This is a genomic window from Streptomyces sp. NBC_00016, from assembly GCF_045040885.1.
Lineage (GTDB): Bacteria > Actinomycetota > Actinomycetes > Streptomycetales > Streptomycetaceae > Streptomyces > Streptomyces coriariae.
The window spans coordinates 10,126,635-10,152,615 of record NZ_CP108304.1 but is presented as its reverse complement, the minus strand read 5'-3'; the positions used below and the strand labels follow the sequence as shown (position 1 = coordinate 10,152,615).

The window sequence follows — 25,981 nt, the reverse complement described above, 5'->3', positions numbered from 1 at the left end:
TGATCACGGTTCGTATCGTGGGAAGACGTCACGGGCGAGCCGTGCGCCAGGGTCATCGGCATGCGGCACTGAAACCTCCGGTCCTGCCCTGTCAGGCTGGTCGGGAGATCACTGGGTTTTACGGGTCTGCTTCACTTCCCGGTCGACGGCCCAGGCGTCGGCGACCGGGCCGAGGTGGCTGAGCTTGTCGGGGTTGATGACCGCGCGGATCGTCTGGATCTGCCCGTCGAGTGTGTCGAGGGCGAGGATGTGGAGGATTTTGCCGTCGCGGTCGCGGAAGAGCGCGCCCGGCTGGCCGTTGACCTCGTGCGGTTCGAACGTGATGTCGATCCGGGCCATGAGCGGGTAGACGGTGGCGAGCAGCCTGGCCACGTTCTCGGCGCCGGTGACGGCCCTGGCCAGCTGCGGTGCCTTGCCACCGCCGTCCCCGATGAGCTGGGCGTCGGCGGACAGCAGATTCTGCAGTCCGTCCACGTCTCCCTGCGTCAGTGCCTCGAAGAACCGCCTCGCCAGCTCCTGCCGCTCCTGGCGGTCCGCTTCGAACCGGGGCCGTCCCTCGTGCATGTGGCGGCGTGCCCGTACGAGCAGCTGTCGGCACGCGGCCTCCGAGCGCCCCACCGCGGCGGCGATCTCGGCGAAGCCGAAGGCGAAGACCTCCCGCAGCACGAACACCGACCGCTCGAGCGGACTGAGCCGCTCCAGGAGCAGCAGCGCCGCCATCGACACCGAGTCGGCCAGCTCCGCCGCGCGGGCCGGGTCCTCGTACGGATCGTCCAGCAGCGGCTCGGGCAACCACGGTCCGACGTACTTCTCCCGCCGCACCCGGGCGGAGCGCAGCACGTCGATCGCGATCCGGGTCACCGTGGCTGACAAGAACGCCTTGGCCGACGCGGGCCGGGTTCTTGAGGCGTCGTAGCGGAGCCAGGTCTCCTGTACCGCGTCCTCCGCCTCACCCACGCTGCCCAGGATCCGGTACGCGATCGAGAACAGCAGCGGCCGCAGCTCCTCGAACTCCTCGACCTTGCCCACGCCGACTCCCCCCCCCTTTGCGGACTGTGTGCCCGGCCGGACCCGTGCCGACGAGGCATCTTTCGAAGATCATCCGATGTGTGAGCGGACCTGACAACGCCCGCGCCCGCGGACGACCTCATGGCCTTGAGCATGGCGTCCCGGTCCCGGCAGGCCTGACCCGGCCGGGGCGCGGTGGCGGGTTCAGTGGAACTGGCCGACCTGGTAATCGCCGGCCGGCTGCTGGGTGATGATGTTCAGCCGGTTCACCGTGTTCATGAACGAGACCAGCAGCACGAGGGCCGTGAGTTGCTCCTCGTCATAGTGCTGGGCGGCACGCGCCCAGACCTCGTCGCTGACCCCGGTGGCCGCGTCCGCGACCCGGGTCCCCTGCTCCGCCAATGCGAGCGCGGCGCGTTCAGCCTCGGTGAAGACCGTTGCTTCCCGCCAAGCCGCGATCAAGTTCAGCCGCACCGGGCTCTCACCGGCCGCGGCGGCTTCCTTGGTGTGCATGTCGATGCAGACCGCGCAGCCGTTGATCTGGCTCACGCGCAGCGCTACCAACTCCTGCGTCGTAGCCGGCAGCGGCGATTCCTTCAGCACCCGGCCGACCGACATGAAGTACTTGAGCGCCTTGCCGGCGGTCGGGCTGGCGAAGTAGTTCAATCGCGCGTCCATCGTGTGCTCCTCCACGTTCGTCGATGCCTTCACCCCCGAGACGAGGCGGCCCTCACGCCTGTGACACGACGCGGTGTGACCCACGTCTCTCCGCTGACCGGACTCGGGATGTCACAGGCCGAGTCGCTGGCAGCGACCCGTTCACCGCGCTGCTCACCGAAGAGCACGACGCGCACGTGCTGTGGCTTCCGGTGGCCGAACCGGTCAGCACGGTCGGCCCGACCGTGCTGACCGGAGGCCGCGTGCTCGCCGTGGGCGGCAGACCATCCGCTGGCCGAGCGCGGCACACCGCGTCGCTGGAAGACCTCGGCGACAACCATGTCGTCGACTTCGGCCCCGACGCCCCGACGCCCCGAATACTGGGTCACGGCGATGGTCCCCACGCGTACGCCGCTCGACCGCCGAATCCCGCGCAGGCCCGCCGCGCGGACGTTCCACGAGATTCTCTCTCCGGTCGCCTCCGGACAGTGTGTCCACCCGCTGGGCGAGATCGCCGCCCGCTACAACCATCCCCCCGGCATCAGATGAGGTCGGCGAGCTCTTGGTCGACCATGCCGGGCAGCTCACCGCCGTAGTGAAAGGTGCCCGCGTCGATCACCTCGTCGGTGATGCGGTGAATGGTGTCCCGCAACGCGACCACCCGACGGGCATGCCCCTCGGTCGGGATCCCCGACGACCGGTGTGCGGCTGGGCAGCATGCTGTTGCCCCCCGTTGCCCCCCGGCGCACAGCCCTCATCCCTTCAGCGGAGCGCACCGGAAACGACCTGAGGCACTCCCTCGCGCCCGAAGCGACCAGCCCCTGCGGAGCTTCGGCCAAGTCGGCGACGGTGACTGCTGATCACCGAGCCCCGGCGCAGCGGCGGAGCTCGCCGCCGACAGGCGCGCCGCACTGGCGGCCCCGTCTGGGTGGCGCAGCTATAGCTGTGCCACCGGGCGGGGCCAGGGCGATCTCCCTGGCCCCGCCCGGCGGGGGGCGCTTTTCAGGTCGCCGCTACAGGACGGCGACGGTGAAGGGGAAGTCGCTGAGGTTGTTGTTGTAGTCGGTCGTCACGACGGTGATGGTGCGGGTGTAGCTGTTGCTGTTGCTGTTGCTGTTGCTGTTGCTGTTGCTGTTGCTGTTGCTGTTGCTGTTGCTGTTGCTGTTGCTGTTGCTGTTGCTGTTGCTGTTGCTGTTGCTGTTGCTGTTCGGGATGGTGGTGATCATGGTGCGGCGGTTGTTGATCGTGGCGAGGACGGCGGCGTTGCGCAGGTCGATGGTGGGGTCGGAGACCCCCACGCGGTAGTAGCCCGCGGGCTGCCCGTTGAACCGCTCCGATGACGCGACGTTCTTGGTGGCCAGGAGAGTTCCGTCCGCGCCGACCTTGGCGGCAGCCCGGGCGTAGGGGGCGTTGAGGTCCGCCGGGGCCGCCGAGGCGGTGCCGGCCAGGACCGTCATGGAGGCGACTGCGGCGGTGACGAGGGTGAGGAGTCGAGTGCGCATGGTGTTTCCCCGGCACGCCGGTGATCTGGCGGCGGGAGGTGACGCCCCCGCCGCCACATGACCGCTACCGCGATTGGGGTGTTATTGAGGTCGCCTTCAGACCGGCCCCATCGCTGGCGACCTGCTGGCCGCCTACCAGGGGCGACGAGGCTTAGCGCAGGGTCCCCTGAACTCGCGCGCCGGCCGGGGCCGCGGCCGCGCGGGATGAAGCGGGCCAATCTCCTGGCAGGCAGCGCCGGCGCGGGTGTTCTGGCCCCTTGCCGTACAACGGCAGCACGTTCCAGGCCGAGTGCCAGCCGTACTTCGACAACGACTCGGACAGCGGCCCGTCGACGCACTCCCCCTGCGTCGGCGGCCGCTTCCCTGTCAGAGCTGTCGAGCTGTCGAGCTGTCAGAGCTGGAACTCCGCGGGGTTCAGCCCCAGTGCCACGCAGGCCTCCTGGAGGACCATTTGCTCCGCCTGTGAGAAGTGCCCGTCGGCGCCGGCGATGACGATGCCGGTCTGGATCACCGCGCGGGCCTCGGTCGGCTTCTTGGCGGCCTTGGCGATGTCCTGCATCACCTCGGCCTTCCCCTGCGGGAAGTTACGGGTGAGCTGTTCCACGTGCTTGTGGAAGCGCTGACGCAGTTGCTCCGGCGGGAAGTTCTGCAGCACCTCGTTGCTGAGGATCATCGACTCCATCTGCTGCATCTCGGACGCGTCCACATGGCCGTCGGCCGCCGCGACCAGCGCGCACATCGCCATGCTCGCGTCCCGGTACGCACCGCTCTTCAGCTCGGTCTTGATCGAGCCGAGCTGGTTCTTCAGCAAGCCGACCAGCTGGGCGCGGGATCCACCGTGCGAGCCCGTCCGCGAACCGCTCTGCGAACCATGTCCCCCGGTCGTGCCGCGCCCGCCCTGCGCCTGCTGCTGCAAGCTCTTGGCCTGGTCCTTGAGCCGGTCGAACAGTGCCATTTGCCGTCACCTCGGTACTCGTCTGATCGATCTCACCCCGGAAACGGCCCCGCCCCGGAAAAGGTTCCACAGCGGGCCCCGGCATAGATTGCCCTCCATGACCTCCGGTGCTTGAGCGGTTCCTGACAGATCCGGAGGCGACCGGGCCCTTCCAGTGGCTGGGCTGGTCAGATCCGGGGCGCTGGCGGCGGCGCTGGGCGCAGGACGGCCTGCTGAGCGATGAGGGCGGTCAGCTGATGGTGGTAACCGGCGCCGACCGGCTCGGCTTCGTGGCATGGCGGAAGGTCGTGACCTCGAGGAGCTCCTACTGCTGGAACATCGGAGCCCAGCTGCTGTCAGAAGCCCGGGGCCGGGGTGTCGGCACGCAGGCCCAGCGGCTGCTGACGCGGTACCTGTTCGCGCACACACCGGTGGTCAGACTCGAGGCGGACACCGAGATGGGGAACATCGCTGAGCAGCGCGCACTGGAGAAGTCCGGCTTCACCCGCGAGGGCGTGCTGCGCAGCACCGTGTTCCGGGACGGGCAGTGGCGGGACGTCGTGCGCTACAGCCTGCTCCGCGACGACATCGCCTCAGCCAGGAGCCCTGCCTCAGACCGGCCCAGCGCCGGAGGAGCCGGAGGAGAGCGAACGGCCTGACCCGGACTCATCCCAGCGCGTCGAAGGAGCAGCGAGGCCGGTGACAACAACCCTGCCGGTTCTGTCGTTGGTGACAAGCAGCGGGTCGTTTCGGTGACGACTACAGTGCCTCAACGCTGGGAGGGCCGCAGCTCGGTCGACCTCCCTGGTGCCAACTGTCGTGCTTCGGCACACCTCAGCGACCTCAAAGCCGGCTGACAGCCCCAGCCAGTCGGCGCCGCCGTACCCTGCTGAGCTCCGTGCAACGCCACACGGAGCCCGGCACAGACGTTGCAGGCGTTGGCCGGCCTGCCGCCACGTCATCGCCCTCTGCGCCGCCGACGGCGCTTCGCCGGCGCACGCGTCGTCTGCCCCTGCAGTGTGGTTCTCGTATGCCAGGGAGGCGGGGGCGGGCCAGAGGCCGGAGGTGCTTCAAAGCGCCCGGCGCGGGCCGCGTCTGGCAAATACACCCGCGGCGGCGGGAGTTGGTCAAGAGTGTGCTCCATGAGTGCTTGCATCGGGCTTGTGAGACTGCCCTCGGGCTTCACACGGGGCTGCCGCCGCGCTGGTGCTGTGGCACCAAGCCTGTACGCGGCCTGCCTGTCGTTGAACCACCTGTAGAGCTCCCTAAGGCGCCGCCTTGCCGTCGTGTCCATGCTGTAGCTGGCGGTGTCGAAGAAGAGCGGGGGCAGCCCGAACCTGCCTGCGGAGCGGAAGGAGTACGGCAGGGGCTTGGCCCGGGACACCGCCAAGGCCGGAAGGGCCGGCCGCATGGCGGCGTAGCGGATGCGGCGCTGGATGTAGGTGAAGAACCAGCCCTGCTCTCGGCGTGGTGCTGGAAGTTCGGGCAACTCGTCGTACTGGCGCAGCAGGTAGCCGCGGCGCTGTGCTTCGGTTCGGGGACGGTGACGGGTGGCTGCGGTGGAGGGTGTCTGTTCGGTGTTGCGTCGCTCCCGGTAGGCCGCCTGCTTGCACCGGTTGCTGCAAAAGCGGCGGGCCCGGCCGGTGGCACGCTGGGTGAACGGCGGCTCGGTGCACCCCGTCCTCGCGCAGCGGTGCACGGGTACTTCCTTGCGGCCTTCCCACAGCAGCTCGGAAAAGCGGGGCCCGCTGCCTGATCGCAGTTCCTCCAGCAGCGCCGGACCGTAGGGGGATGTCTTGATGCGGTGAAGCAGGGCCGACACCAGGCGCAGGACGTCGTCTTCACGGATGCCCAGGCGTCGCCCTACCTGGTCGGGCGGAGCTCCCCAGAGGCAGTCGGTCAGCAGGCGTATCTCGTTGGGCTTGAGCACTTTGCGCAGCGCCCGGTCGATCCAGGGCTCGCCGACATGGCGGGCAACCGGATCCCGGTCAGGCCCGTAGAGCCTGCTGCGCGTCACTGGATCACCCCCTGCGCACCGGCGCTGCCTTCCGCAGCCGCCGTGCCGGCGGGTGCGCCATCCAGAGCGCCCGTTGCACCCTGATCAGCCGGCGCAGCAGCCGACGGCGTCGTTGAGGCAGGTGACGGCAGGCCTGAGGGGAGTCTCATCTGCCGGATGCCGCGGCCCATCACGCCCACCAGGCCCGACTGCGTGCGTCCAATGGTCTCCAGCACCTTCGGAAGGTCCTCCGTCCGGCTGCGGTCCACCACCTTGTTCGCTGTGTGGGCGAACGCCACGATCCCCACGATGACGACGACCGCCAGCACCGCCACCGCACCAGCAATCACCATGACCACGATATTCATTCGAGCGTGTTCCTCCGCCGTCAACGCCGAAGGCCCCGACACCATCGGTGCCGGGGCCTTCGGACAGGACAACCAAAAAACCCCGCACGAGGCGGGGTTGATGTACGGGCAGGTTTCTGCCCGTCCGCAGCAGACTGTAGCCACACAATGGGCCACTTGCTGCCTTCCACCACTGCACCCGGCTTATCCGCAGGTCAGCGAGCTGGCGCTCCAGCCGGCAGCAGCTCAAGTTTCGTAACACCCCCCGTTGGGTGCCCGATGGCCGCTGGTCCAGGCTGTCCTCAGCCGCCGGGCGCTGCCAGGCCGAGGGAGGCGCGAGGCGGGCTGACCGGCTGGAGCTTTTCCAGGAGACGGCGGCCTGTCAGGGGAGCCAGTCCGTCCGGATGGGCCAGGCATTTGTCCAGGGCCTGGGCCCACAAGTGGTGGCGCCGTTCGTGTTCTTCGCACGCTTTGAGAAAGCCGTGGAGCTGGCGCCAGGTCGTCGGAACGCTGCGGGCTTTGATGATGCGGTGCGCGGTGCGGTGGGGCAGCGCGCCCCAGTCGCCGGCCCTCTTCTCCATCCCTGCGGCCGGTGGAAGAACGAAACGGCCGAAAAGTGCAGCGTCAGCTGATGGACGGGCGGAAAGGGATGTCCCGGTCATCGCGAAGGGAGAGCGCGTGGCACGACGAGACATCGAAAAGATCATCGGCGAGCTGGGGGAAATCCGCCGGATGCTCGCCGATCCCAACACCGGGATCACTGCGCTGTATCAGGTGCAGGAGAGCCGGCACAGCAAGGTGCTGGAACACGTCACCTACAGCACCACCGGCGTGCGGGAGGAAAACCGCGAACTGCGCCGCCGGCAGGAGCGGATGCTCGGCGACCTCGGCGAGGTCCGCTCCGCGATGGAAGGCCTGCGCCGCGAAATCGCCCAGGCCTGGGCCCACACCCTGGGCCTGCCCCACATCCCCGGTACCGCGGTGGCCGGGCAGGTGCACGACGCGCAGCAGCAGACGCCGGCGCTCGAGCCGGGCGGCGACCTGGACGACGAGCGGAAGGGCGGCGCATCCGTGTCCGAACGGCCCGAGCCTGACGCCAGCGGTGAGCGTGCGGACGGACAGCCGCCCGCCGAGGCAGCGCAGGCACACCCGCAGCCCGACGTGCCGGACGACGAGGAGAGAGTCCTGGTCGCTGCGCAGCCGCTACCTGCCGTTTCAGACCCGCACGTCAACGGGGCGGCCGGCGTTCCTGCGGCCGCATCCGGTGCCGGGCAGGCCCAGCCCGTCGCGCCCGGGATATCACCGGACGGCGGGAAGGACAGCGACACCGCCGACACCGCCGATGACCGCTACAGGGAACATCTGCGCGGTCTGCTGGCCGCGGCCGCCGTCTCCTCCGCACGGCTGGTCTGCCCCAAGGACACCTGGGCCTTCCTCGTCGAACAGAGCCTGCGGCACGCCCACTTCCGGCTGCCCGACCGCATCACCGACACCGACGACGGACAGATCGACACCCGCCTGTCCGGCCGCTCCCTGCTGGCCGTGCTGGTCACCACCCAGCACATCCTCGACCAGCCCGCCACAGACGACCTGGCCGCCTGGGCCCTGGCCCACGCCATCAACCAGCGCACCCGAGAAGCCGTCACCGCCGCCTCCAGTGCCCCAGGGGGCCGATCCGGGGACACCGACGTCACCACCATCGTCCTGGACGACCGCCCCTCCCCCAGCCACGCCTGAACACCGCCAATCCGGCGACCGGGAGGAGGGGACAGGGACAGGGACGTTTCCCGGCTGCTCCTTCGAGTCACGGCTTGCCAGGGGTCGGTACCGGCCGACACCGGCGCTCGTTCGCCTTGCCGCGGCCGCAAGCACAGCGGACCGGCGCCGGCCCGCAGGGACCTCGGTCACCGCGACCGGTGAACGAAAGGCAGTCGGGATGGAGGCAGTCCTGCACGTGGCACCTGTTGCGGGTGAGACGACGTGGTCGTTCCTGCACCGGGTGGCGGCCGTCTACCGGCTGCAGACCGGCGATCTGACGGCCTGGTGGCGCTGGGTGAACCCGGTACGCCACCGGCACGGCGGGCGCCCGGACGGCGAGGTACTGCTCGACGCGGTGGCGCAGGAGCAGCTGGCCGGGTGGTGCCGCGTGCCGGCTGGCCATCTGGCGCGGGCGCTGCCGTCCTGGACGGCCGGGCCCCAGGCGCTGGCCGGGCACGGACGGGGCGGGGACGGACCGGGGCAGGACGGACCGGGGCAGGACGGGCAGGGGTGGGCGCGGTGGCGGCTGGGTGCGGTGGCGGCTGGGTGCGGTGGCGGCTGGGTGCGCCGCAGTGGGGCCGGTGGTCTTCGGCTGCCGGCTGTGTGCGGCCCGGCGCGAGGCGGGGGGCGGGCAGGTGTGGGTGTGCCGGCCGTCGCGGCGGCGGCTGGGTGCGCCGCACGGGCGGTGGCTGCTCGATGTGGGGTGAGGGGCATCCGCTTCAGTTCGCCGATGTCGCCTCTCTCGTCGGGGAGTTGGGCCGGGCGCAGCGCCGGTGGGTGCGGGTGGCCCGGGCGGCGGGGGCGGCCGGCGTAGTGCCGGGTGAGGTGTTCGCGCTGGCGCGTGCGGTGGTGTGCGGGTGGTGGGAACGGGAGGATTTCTGGGCGCGGGAGATGGTGTGGGGGCCGCGGCTGGAGCAGGTGGTCGCGGCCGCGCGCGGGCGGGGTGCCCGGCCGGCGGGCTGGGGGGAGCGGCAGTGGAAGCTGCTGGCGCGGGATGCGGTGGTGTTCCCCGAGGCAGCGAGACCTGGGCAAATGCGAAGAGCGAGTCAACACGGATGTCCTGGCCGTCCTTCAGAAGGATCCCGAAGACCACGCGGAGCGTGCCGAAGTCGTCGAGCAGGCGGTGGTCCGGCGTGTGCGCGGCGACCTGGTCAAGGGATTTGGTCCGTACTTCAAGGTCGCTGCGCAGCGTCTCGGGTCCGTCGTAGGTGATGTGGATGCGGGCCGCAGGCCCTTCGTACAGAACGGCCTCGAGGCGGCGACGGCCGGGGAGTGCCTCGGGTCGGGTCCGGCTCTGGTGCGGGCAGCACGGCCGGCGCCAGGTCGGCGGCTATGCCAGGGCGCGGTCGGCGTCGCCGAGCTCCCGAGGGGTCTCGACCCCTTGATGCCCGGAGTGTGTCTCTTTTCAGCCATGCCCCTATGACGTCCCTGCGCGGAAAGGTACTTCCGTACAGGAGCATGCACCTGACATCTTGCATCCACCATTCGTTTCGTGCGGCCCCGCCGGTGCCCTCAGCGCGGCCGGGCCGTCTCCGGAGGACGCATTGATACCCCCCATATCCGGCCGACCTAGACGCACTCTGGTGCTGGCGGCCACGCTCGGCGCCGTCCTCGCGTTCGGCGCCCCGGGCGCCCTCGCGGGCACGCTCCCCGTCGCCCCCTCCACCGCGACGGCCGCCAAGGCCCACGCTCCGGCCGCCGTGCCGGCTTCCCTGAGTGCGACCTGGGTGGCCGGCACGCGTGCCTACCTCGTGATCACCGCCCCCGGTGACAGCTCGGCGGTCCGTTCCGCGATCGCGGCCAACGGCGGCACCGTCTTCTCGAACTTCGACGCCATCGGCGTGATCGTCGCCCACTCGGCGTCCAGCGGGTTCGCCGCCACCATGCGCGGCGTCGCCGGCGTGCAGCAGGTCGGCGCCACGCGCACCTCGGACGTCCCGGCCGACGCCTACAACCCGGCGCTCCCGGCCGATCCGGCCCAGGCCTCGACCCCGGCCGGAGAACCGGTCCGGGCCGACATGAGCCAGATCAAGGCCGACCAGGCCTGGGCCGTGAACCCGGGCTCCGCCTCCGTCAAGGTCGGCATCCTGGACACCGGTGTGGACGACCGGCACCAGGACCTGGCGCCCAACTTCGACGCGGCCGACTCGGTCTCCTGCGCCTACGGCAAGCCCGACACCCGTGCCGGCGCCTGGCGGGACGTCGACACGCACGGCACCCACGTAGCGGGCACCATCGCCGCGGCCAAGAACGGCAAGGGCGTCGTCGGCGTGGCCCCCGGGGTGAGGATCTCCGCGGTCCGGGTCGCCGAGCCGGGCAACTCCTTCTTCTTCGCCGAGAACACCATCTGCGGCTTCGTCTGGGCCGGTGACCACGGCTTCAAGGTCACCAACAACAGCTATTACACGGACCCGTGGCAGTTCAACTGCCCGGACAACATCGACCAGGCCGCCATCATCGAGGGCGTCAAGCGCGCCCAGGAGTACGCCGAGGGCAAGGGCTCCCTCCAGATCGCCGCGGCGGGCAACGAGAACTACGACCTCGCCCACAAGACGACCGACTCCGCGAGCCCGAACGACTCGACGCCGGTCACCCGCACCATCACCAACGCCTGCCTCGACATCCCGACCGAGCTGCCGGGCGTGGTCACGGTCGCGGCCAACGGCACGGGCGTCACCAAGGCCTCGTTCTCCAACTACGGGCAGGGCGTCATCGACGTCGCGGCGCCGGGCAGCAACGTGTACTCCACCGTTCCCGGCGGCGGCTACGGCAGCAAGAGCGGCACCTCGATGGCCACTCCGCACGTGGTCGGCGTGGCGGCACTCATCGCCAGCGCCGACCCGGGCATCACCCCGGCGCAGATCCGCGCCAAGCTGGCCGCCCAGGCCAACGACATCGCCTGCCCCTCGGACAGCCGCTGCACGGGCACGACGGCCAGCAACTCGTTCTTCGGCGAAGGACAGGTCGACGCCCTCAAGGCCGTCGGGACCACCCCGCCGCCCGGCAAGTACTTCGAGAACCTCGCGGACTTCGCCGTCAACGACAACGCAACCGTGGAGAGCCCGATCGCCGTGACCGGCGTGACAGGCAACGCCCCGGCCACCCTCAAGGTGGGTGTGGACATCAAGCACACCTACATCGGCGACCTGAAGGTCGACCTGGTGGCGCCGGACGGCACCGTCTACACGCTGCACAACCACGCCGGCGGCAGCGCCGACAACATCGCCCAGAGCTACACCGTGAACGCCTCCTCGGAGGTCGCGAACGGCACCTGGAAACTGCGCGTCAACGACAACGCCGCCTCCGACACAGGCAAGATCGACGCCTGGAACCTGACCTTCTGACGCAGGGCCCGGCAACGCCCGCGTCGGCACGCTGTGCGCCGACGGCAGCTCCCTGTCCGCGGCCGCGGACGAGGCGGGCTGCGGTCGGCCACGGCTGGAACCGCTGCGCGGCAGAGGGCACAGGGGCCTCGGCGGCGGTGAACGCCGCGGCCGGGGCCGCCGTGCCGGAGGCGTCCGGGAAGGCCGATGCCGCAAGCAGGACCCGCGGCGTAGCAGGCTCGGCAGTCTCCTGTGCGTCACGGCCCTACCAGCCGGAGGGCGGCGCCACAACCCGGCAGCTGCCAGAAGGCAGCCGACCGTGCGCGTCCTAGGCTCCCGGACTGACAGAGCCCTTCGGGAACAGGGAGATTTCAGGTGCGAACTCGTATGACGGGCCGCCTTCTTGGAGGTCTGCTCGCGGCCGGCCTGGTGATGGGTACGGCAGGCACGGGGCATGCCGCACCAGCGGATTCCCGCACAGCGGCGGCCGCCTCGGTTCAGACATCCGCAACGGCGGCCAAGGCCGCCACGTACCCCCAGGTGTACCTCAACACGGTGGTCAATCAGTGGACGCACTGGGCCCCGGACTACTACGACTCCACTCACGCGGGGTGGCTGTACGCGGGATCGAACTACTTCTACTGCATCAAGGAGGGCGTCTACTACTCCGACAACGGGCGCCGGAGCCGCTACTGGCTTCTCACGGACGACGACAGCGGCAACCGCAACGTCTACGTCAGCGAGGTCTACCTCGACCAGTGGGGCTGGGACAACGTCTACAGCCTGCTCGACTACTGCTGACGCGTCGCTGCTCCCGGTCACGCGCGGTCCCCGAAGCCCGGCGCTCCCACCCCACGCCGGCCGATGCCGCAGCTGCGGACCCGCCTGACGACGGGATCGTGCTCGCGGTTCCTGCCACCTCAGGCTGTGAGACTAGGGGGTGTTTCGAAAGCCCCGCACAGCACTCACGGCGCCCGGCACGCACTCTCGCCGCACCGGCCGTAATCCCACCGTCTCGGAATCGGGGTGAATCCCCTGCTCCCAGGGGTGCGTTGGACGATTTCCAGGTCGATGCCGAGGGTCGCTGCGTGCTCGGTGAAGTGCTTGCGGTACCCGCCGTCGACCCCAGACCTCGCGCAGGGCTGGAGTGGTCGGCGGCGGCCTGTTGAAGGAGAACACGGCCAGCCGTGGAGTCCTGGACGCCGGCCGCAGTGACCAGCACCGCCAGCAGCAGGCCGAGGGTGTCGGTGATGACGCTGCGTTTGCGACCCACGATCTTCTTGGCCACGTCGATGCCCTGGCTCCTCGCGGGCACGGACGTGGAGGTCTTGACGCTCTGCGCGTCGATCACACAGGCCGAGGGCTCGCTGTTCTTGCCCTCCTGCTGGCGTACCAACTCCCATAGCAGGCCGTTGAGCTGGGCAAAGACGCCGTCCCTCTGCCATTCGGCGAAGTAGCCGTAGACGCTCTGATGCGGCGGGAAGTCGTGCGGGACGTAGGCCCACTGGCAGCCGGTGCGGTCCACGTACAGGATCGCGTTCATGATCTCGCGCAGGTCATGCTTGGGTGGCCGGCCGAAGTCCAGAGCCCGGCCGCGGCGTTCGAGCGCCAGGCGGACAGTACTGGTTCGATCAGCTCCCAGCGGGCATCGGACAGATCACTTGGATACGCGCGACGTTCCGTCATGACCCGGGCATACCGCCGCCCGGGGGCGTACGCCCAGGCGTTGCATCCTGCCGCGTGGAAGCACGGTACAGACCTGGGCTGACCTGTGCCAGTGAACGTTGATCATTTGCCACTCAAAGATGATCAACGCTGGTTTGTGCCACCGAAGGGTTAATCAATTGGCGTACGAGCAGGTGCGGGCGCTCGCGAGGCGCCGGAGGGGCCCTGGTAGCGGCGCTACCTGGGCATTTCGGCAACGCCGCGAGCGTGCGTGCCGAACACCGCACGCCGGGCGATCCATTCTGCTAGGGGTTCTCAGCGGTTGCGGCGAAGTCACATGCTGCTCCTCGGCGGGTGAGCGCGAGCTGATCACCTGGGAACTGTGCGTGATCAGCGTCCGCTGGGGCGTGGTCCGCTGTCGGATTGGGGCGTCATGGCCGCCCGGCAGCCGCGTACCCAGTCATCCCGGTACTTCGCCGGAAGGCTGCTGGTGTACTCGGATACCGAGGCGTAGTAGTCGCAGATCTCCCGGTCGTCCGCCTCACCCAACTCGCCGACCGAACGTGCGCTGAGCGTGACCGCATCCCTCTGCATCTCGGTCACGCGGCTCGGCGACGGTGTGGGCGGCGTGGGCGTGGGGTTGAGCCTCGTTGTCGGGTCAGGTTCTGCCTCGGTGCGGGTCTTCACCCACTCGTAGCCCTGCTCATACGCTTCCTTGACTTTGGGATCGTCCCTTGCGGGGAAGGCCGAGGACTCGAGAACGGTCGTGGCGACGGCCGAGACAGTGATGGCGGCGGCCAGAGATATGAGCGCGGTGCGGGGCTTGGGCTTGCGCATCGCGTCAGCCTGTCACATCCCAGCAAGGGACCAGCAGCGCACCGCAGCCGCTAAGCACCTCCAGCGGTCATCCTCCACTGACACAAATCCTCAGACAGTCGACGTCGGCCGGAGCCTGTACCGCTTCGGGGCTGCGCACCAGGGCGCGGACACGGTGGCCGCGGGCAGTGGCCTGCTGGAGTAGGTGTTTCCGGTGCGGCCGCTGCCGCCGAGAACAAGCAGGTGGGACAGGGGGATCACCTGGAGAGATGCGTCAGGCGGCTCGCGGCGTGCCCAAGGTCGTGGCGAGCGTGCGGGCCTTGTCGTGGGCGGCCGTCATGGACGCCTCGTGCAGGGGAAGGAGCGGGGCGAGGGCCGGAGCCATGGGGGCCATGGTCAGCTCGGGTGTCACGGTGGTGACGTCCAGGCCGAGGAGGTTGTCGTGGCCCAGGACGGCCTCCAGGGTGGGCACCACGTAGTCGAGGCCCTCGTTGGGGGTGCCGGGGCCGTAGCCGCCGCCCCGGGCGGAGACCAGCACGGCCGGACGGCCCGCGACCGGGGAGGTGCCGTTGAAGATCAGGGTGCGGTCCGTGACGATGATCTGGTCCAGCCATGCCTTGAACACCGACGGCATGGAGAGGTTGTACATCGGCACCGTGAACAGGTACGCGCCGGCGCCGAGGAACTCCTCGATCAGCTCGTCCTGGAGCGCGGCGGCCTTGGCCTGCTCGGGGGTGTGCTGGGCCGGGTCGGTGATGCGGGCGGTGATGCCCGCGGCGCTCAGGTGCGGCACGGGCGAGGCGGCGAGGTCGCGGTGGACGACCGGGCCCTGCCACTGGTCGCGGAAGGACTGGGCGACCTGATGGGAGACGGACGCCTCGCCGAGCGAGGAGGAGTCGATGTGCAGCAGGTACGACATGGCTGTTGTGCCTTTCACAGAGATGGGGGTGGGGAGGGGGTGACGGGTCGGGGACGGGCCGGGACGGCGCAGCCATCGGGGCCGCAGCCCGGGGCGTCTCCTGCGGGGGCGAGGGTGACCGGGTGGGTTTCGTCCCAGGTGGTACGCAGCAGGTCGAGCAGGGTGTCGCTGTCCTGCGCACCGGGGACGCCGTAGCGGCCGTCGACGACGATGAACGGGGCGCCGGTGGCGCCGAGGCGCTGAGCGCGGCGGGCGTCGTCCTGGACCTGGGTGCGGTAGCGGCGCTCGGTGAGCACCTGGCGCGTCAGGTCACGGTCCAGGCCCAGCTCGTCGGAGAGCCGGAGCAGATCGTCCAGAGCGAAGACGGGCTCGGCCTTGCCGAAGTACGTACGGAAGATCGTGTCCCAGGCTTCGCGGTTCTTGTCCTGCACGGAGGCGTGGGCGAGGAACTCGTGGGCCAGTTCGGTGTCGCCGACGACGTTGTCCAGCACTCGGTAGGGGCTCAGTCCCTCGGAGGCGGCCAGCGTCTCGATCTGCCGGGTCGCCGCCTCTGCCTGCCCGCCGCTGATGTCGTGCTTGCTCAGCAGGGCCTCGCGGACGCTGACCGTGCGGTCGGCGGGGAAGCCTGCGCCCAGCGGGAAGGAGTGGTGGACCACCTCCACTTGGTCGCTGTGCTCGAACCGCTCTACGGCCCGGTCCACACGGTGGCTGCCGAGCCCGCACCAGGGGCAGGTAACCTCGGCCCAGATCTCTATTTTCACGGCCTGAGCTCCAATTCCTCTCATTTGTTCGTAACGCCATGATGCGCCAGTATGGAAGTCGTTACAAAAGGCACATCGGTGTGCGCGACGGAGAGGAATGGGCGCCATGCAGGACAGCACTGGTATGGAGATGGCGGCTGCGATCGGGCCGTGCGCGAGCATCCCCGTCGACCACATGGCCTTCATCCGGCAGGTACTGGACCGGGTCGGCGACAAGTGGAGCATGCTGATAATCGCCGTCCTGGAGAACGGCCCACTGCGCTACACCGACCTGCAGCGCCAGATCCCGGGCATCTCGCAGCGCATGCTCACCCGCACACTGCGCCAGCTCCTGGAGGACGGCCTGATCACGCGCACCGCCTACGCCGAGGTGCCGCCGCGTGTGGAGTACGCCCTCACCCCGCTCGGCCGCGGCCTGCACGAGATCGTCATGCAGCTGATCGGCTGGGCCGCCGACCACCACGACGAGATCCGCGCCAACCGCGCCCGGACGGGCACCGCCGCCTCCTCCTGAGCCGCGGTGTCCACCGACACACGGGGGCGAGCTGGTCCTCCTGTCCCGTCCGGTACCCCTGCATGATCTGGCCGCGCTTGCCGTGGCAGATGTCGCGGGCGAGCTTGTGCCGCGCACCGATGGAGCTCACTAGCGCGGGCCGCCACCGCCTTTTCTGCCAGAACCGCCACGTAATCGCCCTCGGCGGCGCTGGCCGCGGCTTCCAACTGGTCTGCTGCACGCTGCGCCGCGCGGTGGGCGGTACGAGCGGCCGATATCGCGGCCGCGGCTGCAGTGCGCGTTCGCTGGTGGAGGTCGACGACTTGCTGGCGGGTAGCCTGCAAACTCAGCGCACGATGCTCTGGGGCTTCACGTCCAGTGCTTCCAGGGCGGCCCCGCACAGCCCGGCGGCCGTCGTGGGAGCCTCGGTGACCCGGGCGACGTGCGCGGTGCGCAGGCTTTCAGGCAGCGTGCATGGCCAACTGGTGGTCAGAGGCCGCACCGGGCCCGACCCCCGGACGGGCACAGCGGTTCTCAGCGTTCGCCTGGAGTCCAGGTCATGGGCGAGGGTCTCGGGCCGGACCCGCATCTCCGCGACGCGCTGACCCGCCACGTATTGGTCGAGCGCCTCCGAGGCCTTCCGCCGGCCCAGCAGCGCTGCAGCGCCCAGGTCTCGGACGCGGACGGTAAAGACCAGAAGTGTGTGACCGCCTGCCTGGTCCCCGGACCAGGCGCGGCGTGCCGCAGACGCGGCCTCGGCCAGGTCGGCGAGCGCCTGAAGGGCGAGATCGACCACGACGTCAAAGAGCTGCTCAGCGCAGCCCTGCTGTCCGCGGACAGTGCGGCTCCGCCGTCGCGGATCGTGGCGGACCTCAGCGGCGTGACCTTCATGGACTCCAGCGGCATCAACGTCTTCGTCACCGCCCACAAAGCCGTCAGCAGGAGCGAGGGGTGGCTGCGTATCGCCGCCGCGCAGACACCCGTGCTGCATGTCCTGCGACTGGTCGGCATCGACACATTCATCACCTGCCACCCCACCCTCGAGCAGGCCCTCGAACCCTGACCGCCCTACTGCGGCCGGCCCGGGACATCGCCCTGACCCGAGCGGCGCCGCACGGCCTGGCCCAGCTCCCGCTCCACCCTCTCCGGCAATGACTGCCCCAGCGCCCAGCCGATCACCATCTCGGCGACCGTGTGCAGCTTGACGTTGGTGTGCTGGGAGACCTCACGCAGCCCCTCGAACCCGGCGGCCGGCGCAATCCGGTGGACCGCGACGAGGACACCGATCGCCTGGTCGACCACCGCATGAGAGTCGACGGCCTGCCGTAGCTGGGCATTCTCCTGTTCCAGACGGGCCACCGCGGCATCACGCGTTCCGTCGGGTAGGGGCCGCTGCACGCGGGAGATCGTCATTCCGGGGCTCCATAGGGGCGACGTTTCCAGTACGCCTGCCCCGGACCGGAACGGCAAGACACCCTCAGCGCCACGCGAAGATCACATGGGGCGGGAAGAGGACTCTTCGCTGACGACGGCGAAGAGCCCGAGAGGCTGACTGCCCGACCCCTGCTCGCGCGAGCCTCGCTCGGCCACTCACACCTGCTCCCACCCGGCGGCCACCACAAAGCGAGTGCTGACGCCGTCACGGGGATACGTACACGGCATCAGCACCGCACACAGAGTGTGGCAGGTGCCTCTCGTGCCCGAAAGGTGGCAGATGCGCCATGCGCTGCCTCACGGCGTCGGTCCAAAGTCAGCGCCGGCCGAGGTTTCGGGTTCCTTGAGAGCGCGCACTTGAGCCTTCGGGGCGGGGGAGATCTACTCCTCGTCGTGCCCGGTCGGCGTCAGCGGGTGCTGGCGCCGTGTCTGCCAGGAGGGCCCTCGTGACGGCGGCCGCGAAGACGCGCGAGCTGGTCGTCATGGACTGCGTTCCGGACCTGCCGGGGCATCGCGGGCAGGGACCCGATCCGCTCCGCAAGTACCCGGCCCGCCCGCTCCGGATCGCAGGGCACCGCTCTGTCCAACGACTCCACGGAACCTTCTACTGGCGGGTAGTTATTGTTGCCCCTCACCGCCAGCCTCCCGGTCAGCGATCGCTGAGGAGACTGTGGGCAGGGCCTGCGCGGCTGGGAGAGGAGCGGGAATCATGTCCGTCGTCGACGCATGGATGCAGCACCCCACGTTGCGCCATTCCAACCACGAGATGTTCGAATCGCTGCGCCGCTGGACCGGCCGCGGCCCGCTGGAGAAGCAGCTGCCCGTTGCCGTCACGGTGTCCGCGCTGGAGGCCGCCGGTGTCGAGATCGGTCTGTCGGCTGCCTGGTACGGGCCGCACGGGGCGCTGATCAGCAACGATGAGGTGGCCGGGTTCGTCGCCGAGTCGGGCGGTCGGCTGCGCGGGGTGGCCGGCGCCGATCTGACGCGGCCGGTGCGGGCGGTGCGGGAGCTGCGGCGAGCGGTCGAGGAGCTGGGATTCGTCGCGCTTCGGGTGGTGCCGTGGCTGTGGGAGCTGCCGCCGACCGACCGGCTGTACTACCCGCTGTACGCGGCCTGCGTGGAACTGGGCGTGCCCTTCTGCACCCAGGTCGGACACACCGGCCCGCTCAAGCCCTCGGAGACCGGACGCCCCATCCCCTACATCGACCAGGTGGCGCTGGACTTCCCCGAACTGACCATCGTCTGCGGGCACATCGGCTATCCGTGGACGACGGAGATGATCGCGGTCGCGGACAAACACGAGAACGTCCACATCGACACCAGCGCCTACACCGCCCGCCGCTACCCGGCGGAACTGGTGCAGTATCTGCGCGGCCGGGGCCGGGGCAAGGTGCTCTTCGGCACGAACTATCCGATGATCACCCCCGCCCAGGCGCTGGAACACCTCGACCAGCTGGAACTCGACGATGAGGCTCGCGAGCTGTTCCTGTCCGGCAACGCTCGCCGCGTGTTCGCCCTGTAGGCGTTCCGGACGTCCGGACGCAAGAGAGACTTCGGGCTCGCCAGGAAGCCAGTGTCGGGCAGCGCCCGACGACGGTCGGCAAAGTGACGCCGCCATCGCCGAGTCGTTGACGGCGCGGTGCGTGTGAGGGGGACCCGGGGATGCCTGATCCCCGGGGCTCCGACCTCGCCGAGATCCCCTCGAAGCAATTACTTGGCTAGCCACACAATCGGTGCTACTTTTATGTGGCTAGCCACGGAAAGTGGTTGGCGCGGCATCCCACTTGAGGAGACCACCGTGATGAAGGCCATCGTTTTCGACGCGTTCGGCGGCACCGAGGTTCTGCACGAGGCGGAGATCGACATTCCTCGGCCCGGCTCCGGCCAGGTCCGTGTGCGGGTACAGGCTGTCGGCGTCAACCCGGTGGACGGCAAGATCCGCTCCGGTGTCATGGAGGCCATCTTCCCCACCCGCTGCCCGCCGTCCCCGGCGGGGAGATCGCCGGTGTGGTCGACGCCGTCGGCGAGGGCGTCGACCACCTGAAGGTGGGGGACGAGGTCCTGGGCTGGTCCGACACCGGCTCCTACGCCCAGTACGCCCTGGCACCCGCGGCCGTCCTCGCGCCCAAGCCGGCCGGCCTGGACTGGACGCACGCCGCCGCCCTGCCCGTGGCGAGCGACGGTGCCGAACGCGTGCTGGACCTGCTCAACGTCACCTCGGGTGAGACGCTGCTGATCCACGGAGCGTCCGGCGCGCTCGGCACCATCGCCGTCCAGCTCGCCGTCGCACGCGGCGCCCGCGTCATCGGCACGGCCGGAGCCGCCAACCAGGAGTACGTCACCTCGCTCGGCGCGACCGCGCTGGTCTACGGGGACAATCTGGTCCAGCGGGTCCGCGAGCTCGCCCCCGAAGGGGTGGACGCCGTCTTCGACGCCGCGGGCAAGGGCGCGCTGGAGGACTCCATCACCTTGCGCGGCGGCACCGACCGGATCGTCACCACCGCCGACTTCCGCGCCCGCGAACTCGGCGTCGTCTTCGCGGAGGGCCCGCAGCGCCGCTCCGCCGCGCGGCTGGCCGAACTGGCCCAGCAGGCCGCCGACGGCACACTGGTGACCACGCTCAGCGCCACCTACCCGCTGGCAGAAGCCGCCAAGGCGCAGCAGGCCGGCGATGCCGGCCACAACCGCGGCAAGATCGTCCTCACCGTCAACTGACCGATCACCCCCACATCTTGTGGGCAGGGAGCAAAAATGTCCGGCATCACCGCATCGGAGCTGCCGGACGCGACGCGCGACGGGCAATTGAGCTATGCCATCTTCCAGCTCGCCCGCGCCCACCGCGGCCACGCCGCCGCCATGCTGCGCGCCCGGGAACCCGCTCCCCACGACCGGCGGGTCATGGTGGTCAGCCTCACCGACGCCGGCCGCGCCCTGCAGGAGCCCATCGCCGACATGTGGCGCACCCTGGAGCAGATCTCCGTGCGCGATCTGATCCCTGACCAGCTCGATACGTTCACCACGTGCGTGCACACCATCGAGAAGTCGCTCAGGGACCACAGCCGGCAGGCACCCGCCGGGTAATCAGGCACGGCCAGGCGGTCCACTCGCCAGGCCGACCGCCCCCTGCCCCGCGCGCAGGTCGATGCCGCCGTAGTCATACAACACCGCGCCACTCCACCCACCGCGGATCGTCCAGGACGGTGTCAGGCATGCGCCCGGCCTACCCGAACCAGCGAAAGCGGCCGTCTCCCTCTAAAGCCCAGCAGGAGAGATCATTCTTCAGGCCGGGCCCATCCCGAAGGCCGTCCGCACCCGGTCCGTGCCCACGCCGTCGAGGGCAGCACCGTCCACCAGACGCAGATGCGGCTCGCGGAAGTCGGTGCGGTATGCGGGCGGCCACGACGCTGAGGACTCACACATCGTTTGGTCGTAGGTGGCAGGGCTACTCGCACCTCGAGCCTTGTCGCGACGAGGGGCAGCGCCGACAGGACCACAGCAGAGACAGATGGCAAGGGGTTGGTCGTGATGACCGTGGCGACACAGCAGGGTGGCGGGGGAGGTTCCAGTGGTCTCTACGACGTGCTGGAACTCATTCTCGACCGAGGGCTGGTGATCGACGCGTTCGTGCGGGTCTCCCTTGTCGGTATCGAGATACTCAAGATCGACATACGGATCGTGGTCGCCAGCGTCGACACCTACCTACGCTTCGCCGAGGCGTGCAACCGTCTCGACCTTGAGGCAGGGCCGCGCAGGCCGGCAGGGCTTACCGAGCTCACCGGGCAAGTCACTGAGTCCGGCACCCGCGGCAAGACCAAGGGAGCCCTGTCCGGCGCCGCGGAGACGGTCTCCGATGCCTTCCATCCGGCCCGTGAAGAGGACCGGGAACGTCAGGGCGCACGGCCCGCCGCCCGCAGGAGGCAGACCGAACGGTGACCACGTTGTTCTGACCTTGCCGGCGTGAACGCAGATGGGACACCTGTTGCGGCGTACAGGTCTGGGTCAAGGGACAGCAGCGTGGCGTCGTCGCCGGACTGGCGGGCCATGGTGAGTGCGGCTGCGGGGTGCAGGATCCGCCGGTCGGCCTGCCGCCCTGCTCCGGCCACCAGCAATGCGCGTGGGTGGTCTGCGATCGTGGTGAACCGCCGACCGAGGACGTCCGCCCCGACGCCGGGCCTGTAACAGTGGCGGACAGTGCCGGGATCACGATGTCGGCGTAGCCGTAGCGGCTTCGGCGTACAGCAAATCGAGCATCACCTGTTTCCCAGCATGCCCAGCCCTAACCTGCGCAAGGCCCATATCCTCGTCCGACGCTATTGCGAGGAACTGAGCGTGGCCTACCTGGAGACCGGGCTGATCGCCTCCTACCGACAGGCGCTCACCAGCCTCCACCAGGCCGGGGCACCCCTCAGGCGCGCCCGCGTCCACGCCTGAGGGCCGCGGGGCGACAAGGTCGGCGCGGCGTAGTGCTACGCCAGTCCGGCTGGCCACCTTTGATCGACTGGTCCGCACCCGCCGCGAGCAGATCCCTCAAGAGTGCTGCGGGATGAAGGGGGTGGCGGCGGAGCGAGCCCGCTCCCACATGCCGGGCAGCTGCTCCTCAGGACGCTGCTGCTCACCGTGCAGGGCGTTGAGCACCACCAGGCATCCGGTCAAGGCCGGCACCGCCCACTGCGCGACGGTCAGGTGCCGCTGGGCCGTGTCGATGTCGATCGGATGCCGGGCAGCCTCTTCGGCGTCCTGCGGGTCGGAGGAAGAGGCCAGCTCGACTTTCTTGCCCAGGACACGGGCGTAGGCAGTGGCGGCCAGGGCCGCAGCGGTGACAAGGGTCTTGGCCGTGGTGGAGGCCCCGACGCCCTTCTGGGCGGCGACCCGGTGAGCGTTCACCGCGAGCAGTCCGCCGCCGCCGAACAGGTGCGCGCCGAGGGCCGCGGCGTTGACCGGCGTCCACTTCGCCCACCCCGACGAGGCGATCCGTGCCCTGGCCTGGGCCGTCTCGCTTTGATCCTTTGCTGCCCCGTTGAGACCGACCGCGCCCATGAGGGAGCCGCCGAACCAGGCTGCCAGACCCACATCGTGCAGGCTGCGGATGAGGGTATTGCGATCGGACATGACAGTGCTCCTCGGAACGGGGGATGGGTGCCGACAGAAAGGTCGAGGACCACCCCACCCTCGCCGGAGCCTGGCCCCGCCGCCATCACGACTGACCCGGACGGATGCAAGTTCCCCAGAGGGAGACGCCAGGGCAGTCTGGTTGCGAAACGGCGGCTACCGAGACCGAAACAGCACACGTTCGTACGGGGAGACGGCGGCTTCGCGCGACACAGCTCCCATGTCTTGCAGTCGTTGCGGCTGCCGGAACACCCACCCAGAGTCATCGCCCAGGGGTGGGCCGTCCCGTCTTTGACGGTCGTGAGGCGTCGGTGAGGTCGGCGCCGGTGGCGGCGTCCCGCTGGGAGTGGTTGGTGCCGTGCCAGTCCAGGCACATGACGGTCGCGTCGTCCTGCAGGTGGCCGTCGTTGGCGTCGATGATCGCCGCGATGAGGGTGCGGGCAGCCTCGCGTGGATGCAGATCGCGGGTGCGCACGATCAGGTCGGACAGGTCGAGGCTGCCTGCGTTGCGCTCCAGCATGCCGTCGGTCAGCATCACCAGCCTGTCGCCCGGCCGCAGGTCCAGCGACTGGACCTGGTAGGTGTGAGGGGCAGGGAAGCCGAACGGCATATCGATCTTCGGGGTGATCTCCCGGACCTGGCCGTCCCGCATGCGCAGCGGCCAGGGGTGCCCGGCATTGATGAACTCGGTTGTGCCGTCGATCAGGCTGATGCGCAGGAGCTGGCCGGTGACGTAGCCCTTGTGGCCGTGCTCGCGCATGGCCTGGTCGGCCTGGCGGGCCTGCTCGGCGAGGTCGCCACCGGCCCGCCGTGCCCGGCGCAGGGCGCCCACCGCAAGGGTGGCCAGCAGCGCGGCGGCGACATCGTGACCCATGGCGTCGGTGACGGAGAGCTGGACGGTGTCCCGGTCGATCACGTAGTCGAAGGTGTCGCCCCCGACGTGATCGGCCGGCTCCAGCGCCCCGGCCACCGCGAACTGCGCCGCCTCGCACGCCAGCGAGGCCGGGAGCAGCCGGTGCTGGATCTCCGCGGCCAGACTCAGCGGGACGGTACGGCGGCCCCACTGGTACACGTCGGTGTAGGACCGGTTGGCGATGACGATGTACGCCAGAGCGTGCGCGGTCTCGCCGATCTCCCGCATCGCCTCCGCGTCCGGCACCGCGGGCAGGAACAGTTCGAGGAGCCCGATGGCGTCCCCGCGGTTGGTCACCGGGGCGACGATGCGCACCAGCGCGCCCTCGCCCCTGCCCTCCACGCTCGGCCGCTGGGTGCGGATCACATCGTCGTACAGCGTGCCCCGCAGCATGATCCGCCGGGCGGGTTCATCGGTGTCGACGCTGCCCGCCACCCCCAGCCGTACGACTGAACTGCCGGTGAAGTCGGTGATCAGGAACGACACCGCCGCGGCCCCGAGGTGCTCCTTGAGCATGCGCGCGACCACGTCTAGCGACTCCACGGGCGCCGCGGCCTCGGCCGCCTCCAACACCCCCGCCAACGTCATCGCCCTGCCCCGGCCACTGTCGCCTCCGGGAAGACGAGCAGCCCGCCCGGCGTCCGGCCCTCGTGCGATCACAGCGGCTCCTTCACTGCTCGATGACGCTCAAGCCTCCGCTCGGGGCGCGCGAAAGAGCTTGCCGAGCCCGATACCGGACAAGTCACATTGCACCACGGGACCCGGGGCACGCCGCGCCCACCAGCCCCTCTCGGGCCGTGTGCGGCCAGGGCCCTCCGAATCCTGCGCTCCGGCATGCCTCGGCCGCGGTCAGGTGGCTGCCAGGAGGATGGCCGTGTAATGCGCGGTGAAGGTGGCGATGGTCAGGAAGATGTTCGCGTGGTCCAGCCGCCGCAGGATCGCCTCCCCACGCGGGCCCCACGTGCCACGGTGGTAGACCGCGCTGGTACCGAACAGCAGGCAGGCGGACAGCGCGTACACCGAGCAGGCCGCCACCGCCGCCGCCGAGCGCGAGACGGCGGTCAGGACGATCCCGCCGACCAGCGCCAGGGGAAACACACCGGCGTGCAGCCACCCGCGCATCCTGGGCTTCAGCGCAGCCGCCGCGCGCTCCACCGTGCCTTCCAGACCGATGGCGGCACATCGGCTGATCAGTGCGGCCTGGCGCGTCGCTGGGCTGGAGTCTGGGGGGGGGACGTGCTGCTGGCTGCTGCGGGTCAGGTGCCGGCCATGTGCCCGGAGGCGGCGCGGCGGTACTCGGCGTTGATGCGCTGGGCTTCTTCGAGTTGGTCTTCGAGGATGATGATGCGGCAGGCGGCCTCGATGGGAGTCCCGTGGTCGACGAGTTCCCGGGCGCGGGCGGCGATCCGCAACTGGTAGCGGGAGTAGCGGCGATGTCCGCCCTCGGAGCGGAGCGGGGTGATGAGGCGGGCTTCGCCGATGGCGCGGAGGAAGCCCTGCGTGGTGCCGAGCATCTCGGCGGCCCGGCCCATGGTGTAGGCGGGGTAGTCATCGTCGTCGAGACGGTCGTAGGAATCGTCTGCTGTCACTTGCACCTCTCTGTGGAACGCGTAGAGGGAGCACAGGGAGGGCCCTGGCGCCGTACGGCGCCAGGGCCCGAAGGAACTGCTACACCATCGCCGGCCCTTCTACTGCGCCGGCCTTCTGTTTCCGCAGACCCGACCGAGATGCAGTCGGGCGTGCCGGGATCGCGGTTGCTTGACCGGAGACCACCTCACTATCGATGTCCTGCGGTACCCGGGCTCAAGACTTACGCCCGGGCGATCCTGATGGCGTTCGGCTCCTCCGTTCTTCCCTCAGTGATCAATCACTTGTTGAGCGCGGTACTGCGTACTGCTGGTGATGCGAACTACTGGTGGCCTCGCGAAGCGCCACTCTTCGGCAGCCAGCCCCGTCACCTGTCCTGCGTCCGCTCTGGCTTGGAACCCCACTGCCGAACCTCCCGGTGCGCGCGCCCGCAGCCGACGCCTTCACCGAGGTGCTGCTCACTGACTTCACTGCTGGGTACTGCGAACTTTCACTTACGAGTACTGCCACTGCTCATGGCGGCCCCTGATGACTGCGGGCCACCCGGTCCGGTCGTCAGCCCCGTCGCCGTCCTGCAACAACCCTGGCTTCGGAACTCCACCACCGCACCGTCCTGCGCACTGCAACTGCATACTGCTTCCCGGCAGTTCGTGTCTGCCAGGCCCTGCTGTCTCTCTGGGCTACGAGAGAAACCATATCCACGACACCACTCAATGTCTACTCCAGCCAACACAGATTTTCGCGTGTTCGACGGTGAGG

At 69.6% G+C, this 25,981-nt stretch carries 26 protein-coding genes and 3 pseudogenes; 11 read left to right on the top strand and 18 right to left on the bottom strand.

Annotation, left to right across the window (positions count from 1 at the left end; all coding sequences use genetic code 11):
* Positions 1–108: 108 nt before the first annotated feature.
* The 4 genes from OG933_RS44715 to OG933_RS44700 form a co-directional block, all read right to left on the bottom strand.
* A complete protein-coding gene (locus OG933_RS44715) occupies positions 109–1,029 on the bottom strand; it encodes an RNA polymerase sigma-70 factor (protein WP_405624736.1) in 921 nt (306 codons plus the stop codon).
* Positions 1,030–1,212: 183 nt separating this feature from the next.
* The gene (locus tag OG933_RS44710) at positions 1,213–1,686 is read right to left on the bottom strand and encodes a carboxymuconolactone decarboxylase family protein (RefSeq protein WP_389061096.1); all 474 of its coding nucleotides are present in this window, start codon (positions 1,684–1,686) and stop codon (positions 1,213–1,215) included.
* A 992-nt stretch (positions 1,687–2,678) separates the two neighbouring features.
* A complete protein-coding gene (locus OG933_RS44705) occupies positions 2,679–3,167 on the bottom strand; it encodes a hypothetical protein (RefSeq protein ID WP_405624737.1) in 489 nt (162 codons plus the stop codon).
* A gap of 391 nt (positions 3,168–3,558) precedes the next feature.
* On the bottom strand, positions 3,559–4,122 hold the full coding sequence (locus tag OG933_RS44700) for a tellurite resistance TerB family protein (RefSeq protein ID WP_057604975.1): 564 nt from the start codon (positions 4,120–4,122) through the stop codon (positions 3,559–3,561).
* A gap of 107 nt (positions 4,123–4,229) precedes the next feature.
* On the opposite strand from OG933_RS44700, the gene OG933_RS44695 reads away from it, so the two are divergent.
* On the top strand, positions 4,230–4,760 hold the full coding sequence (locus OG933_RS44695; protein WP_405624738.1) for a GNAT family N-acetyltransferase: 531 nt from the start codon (positions 4,230–4,232) through the stop codon (positions 4,758–4,760).
* Between the two features lie 299 nt (positions 4,761–5,059).
* Here the strand turns inward: OG933_RS44695 and OG933_RS44690 are convergent, their stop codons facing one another.
* The 3 genes from OG933_RS44690 to OG933_RS44680 all read right to left on the bottom strand — a co-directional run bounded on the left by OG933_RS44690 (position 5,060) and on the right by OG933_RS44680 (position 7,025).
* Entirely contained in the window at positions 5,060–6,118 is a 1,059-nt protein-coding gene (locus OG933_RS44690; RefSeq protein ID WP_405624739.1) for a hypothetical protein, read from the bottom strand.
* The gene (locus OG933_RS44685) at positions 6,115–6,465 is read right to left on the bottom strand and encodes a hypothetical protein (protein ID WP_405624740.1); all 351 of its coding nucleotides are present in this window, start codon (positions 6,463–6,465) and stop codon (positions 6,115–6,117) included. Before OG933_RS44685 ends, OG933_RS44690 begins: the two co-directional genes overlap by 4 nt.
* Positions 6,466–6,746: 281 nt before the next feature.
* Positions 6,747–7,025 (bottom strand): hypothetical protein, encoded by a 279-nt coding sequence (locus OG933_RS44680; protein ID WP_362533539.1) that lies wholly within the window; start codon positions 7,023–7,025, stop codon positions 6,747–6,749.
* 97 nt (positions 7,026–7,122) lie between these two features.
* On the opposite strand from OG933_RS44680, the gene OG933_RS44675 reads away from it, so the two are divergent.
* The 3 genes from OG933_RS44675 (at position 7,123) to OG933_RS44665 (ending at position 12,326) form a co-directional block, all read left to right on the top strand.
* The gene (locus tag OG933_RS44675) at positions 7,123–8,181 is read left to right on the top strand and encodes a hypothetical protein (RefSeq protein WP_405624741.1); all 1,059 of its coding nucleotides are present in this window, start codon (positions 7,123–7,125) and stop codon (positions 8,179–8,181) included.
* Positions 8,182–9,785: 1,604 nt separating this feature from the next.
* Positions 9,786–11,546 carry a S8 family peptidase gene (locus tag OG933_RS44670; RefSeq protein ID WP_405624742.1) on the top strand — a complete coding sequence of 587 codons (1,761 nt, stop codon included), beginning with the start codon at positions 9,786–9,788 and terminating at the stop codon, positions 11,544–11,546.
* 366 nt (positions 11,547–11,912) lie between these two features.
* Complete coding sequence (locus tag OG933_RS44665) at positions 11,913–12,326, top strand: hypothetical protein (protein ID WP_405624743.1); 414 nt, start codon at positions 11,913–11,915, stop codon at positions 12,324–12,326.
* A 206-nt stretch (positions 12,327–12,532) separates the two neighbouring features.
* On the opposite strand, the pseudogene OG933_RS44660 reads toward OG933_RS44665, so the two are convergent.
* The 4 genes and pseudogenes from OG933_RS44660 to OG933_RS44645 form a co-directional block, all read right to left on the bottom strand.
* Positions 12,533–13,211 (bottom strand): annotated as a pseudogene (locus tag OG933_RS44660) (IS5 family transposase); the annotation flags it as partial.
* A gap of 369 nt (positions 13,212–13,580) precedes the next feature.
* Positions 13,581–14,027, bottom strand: coding sequence for a hypothetical protein (locus OG933_RS44655; protein WP_362533528.1), 447 nt, complete (start codon positions 14,025–14,027; stop codon positions 13,581–13,583).
* Between the two features lie 253 nt (positions 14,028–14,280).
* Positions 14,281–14,925, bottom strand: a complete 645-nt coding sequence (locus OG933_RS44650) for an FMN-dependent NADH-azoreductase (protein ID WP_405624744.1) — start codon at positions 14,923–14,925, stop codon at positions 14,281–14,283.
* Positions 14,926–14,939: 14 nt separating this feature from the next.
* Positions 14,940–15,686, bottom strand: a complete 747-nt coding sequence (locus OG933_RS44645; protein WP_405624746.1) for a DsbA family protein — start codon at positions 15,684–15,686, stop codon at positions 14,940–14,942.
* Between the two features lie 97 nt (positions 15,687–15,783).
* Here OG933_RS44645 and OG933_RS44640 point away from each other — a divergent pair, with 97 nt between their 5' ends.
* Positions 15,784–16,200 carry a helix-turn-helix domain-containing protein gene (locus tag OG933_RS44640; RefSeq protein WP_362533519.1) on the top strand — a complete coding sequence of 139 codons (417 nt, stop codon included), beginning with the start codon at positions 15,784–15,786 and terminating at the stop codon, positions 16,198–16,200.
* Between the two features lie 325 nt (positions 16,201–16,525).
* On the opposite strand, the gene OG933_RS44635 is transcribed toward OG933_RS44640, so the two are convergent.
* The gene (locus OG933_RS44635; RefSeq protein ID WP_362533516.1) at positions 16,526–16,681 is read right to left on the bottom strand and encodes a hypothetical protein; all 156 of its coding nucleotides are present in this window, start codon (positions 16,679–16,681) and stop codon (positions 16,526–16,528) included.
* Between the two features lie 273 nt (positions 16,682–16,954).
* Here OG933_RS44635 and OG933_RS44630 point away from each other — a divergent pair, with 273 nt between their 5' ends.
* On the top strand, positions 16,955–17,242 hold the full coding sequence (locus OG933_RS44630) for an STAS domain-containing protein (RefSeq protein ID WP_405633176.1): 288 nt from the start codon (positions 16,955–16,957) through the stop codon (positions 17,240–17,242).
* 5 nt (positions 17,243–17,247) lie between these two features.
* Here OG933_RS44630 and OG933_RS44625 read toward each other — a convergent pair whose 3' ends face one another.
* Positions 17,248–17,592 (bottom strand): ANTAR domain-containing protein, encoded by a 345-nt coding sequence (locus OG933_RS44625; protein WP_405624748.1) that lies wholly within the window; start codon positions 17,590–17,592, stop codon positions 17,248–17,250.
* 730 nt (positions 17,593–18,322) lie between these two features.
* Between OG933_RS44625 and OG933_RS44620 the strand changes: the two genes are divergently transcribed.
* From OG933_RS44620 to OG933_RS44610, 3 genes and pseudogenes are all read left to right on the top strand, one after another.
* Entirely contained in the window at positions 18,323–19,135 is an 813-nt protein-coding gene (locus OG933_RS44620; RefSeq protein WP_405624749.1) for an amidohydrolase family protein, read from the top strand.
* Positions 19,136–19,414: 279 nt separating this feature from the next.
* Positions 19,415–20,328, top strand: a pseudogene (locus OG933_RS44615) (NADP-dependent oxidoreductase).
* 36 nt (positions 20,329–20,364) lie between these two features.
* Positions 20,365–20,694, top strand: coding sequence for a hypothetical protein (locus tag OG933_RS44610; RefSeq protein ID WP_405624750.1), 330 nt, complete (start codon positions 20,365–20,367; stop codon positions 20,692–20,694).
* Between the two features lie 198 nt (positions 20,695–20,892).
* On the opposite strand, the gene OG933_RS44605 is transcribed toward OG933_RS44610, so the two are convergent.
* Positions 20,893–21,033: a hypothetical protein gene (locus OG933_RS44605; protein ID WP_405624751.1), complete on the bottom strand. Its 141-nt coding sequence runs from the start codon at positions 21,031–21,033 to the stop codon at positions 20,893–20,895.
* Between the two features lie 105 nt (positions 21,034–21,138).
* Here OG933_RS44605 and OG933_RS44600 point away from each other — a divergent pair, with 105 nt between their 5' ends.
* Together OG933_RS44600 and OG933_RS44595 are read left to right on the top strand one after the other, a co-directional pair.
* Positions 21,139–21,546, top strand: a complete 408-nt coding sequence (locus tag OG933_RS44600) for a gas vesicle structural protein GvpA (RefSeq protein WP_405624752.1) — start codon at positions 21,139–21,141, stop codon at positions 21,544–21,546.
* Between the two features lie 306 nt (positions 21,547–21,852).
* Positions 21,853–22,044 (top strand): annotated as a pseudogene (locus OG933_RS44595) (fatty acid desaturase); the annotation flags it as partial.
* 96 nt (positions 22,045–22,140) lie between these two features.
* Here OG933_RS44595 and OG933_RS44590 read toward each other — a convergent pair.
* The 4 genes from OG933_RS44590 to OG933_RS44575 form a co-directional block, all read right to left on the bottom strand.
* On the bottom strand, positions 22,141–22,722 hold the full coding sequence (locus OG933_RS44590) for a hypothetical protein (protein ID WP_405624754.1): 582 nt from the start codon (positions 22,720–22,722) through the stop codon (positions 22,141–22,143).
* Positions 22,723–22,984: 262 nt separating this feature from the next.
* A complete protein-coding gene (locus OG933_RS44585; protein WP_405633178.1) occupies positions 22,985–24,223 on the bottom strand; it encodes a PP2C family protein-serine/threonine phosphatase in 1,239 nt (412 codons plus the stop codon).
* A 261-nt stretch (positions 24,224–24,484) separates the two neighbouring features.
* Positions 24,485–24,757, bottom strand: coding sequence for a hemolysin III family protein (locus OG933_RS44580; RefSeq protein ID WP_405624755.1), 273 nt, complete (start codon positions 24,755–24,757; stop codon positions 24,485–24,487).
* 134 nt (positions 24,758–24,891) lie between these two features.
* On the bottom strand, positions 24,892–25,224 hold the full coding sequence (locus OG933_RS44575) for a MerR family transcriptional regulator (RefSeq protein WP_362523084.1): 333 nt from the start codon (positions 25,222–25,224) through the stop codon (positions 24,892–24,894).
* Positions 25,225–25,981 lie beyond the last annotated feature (757 nt).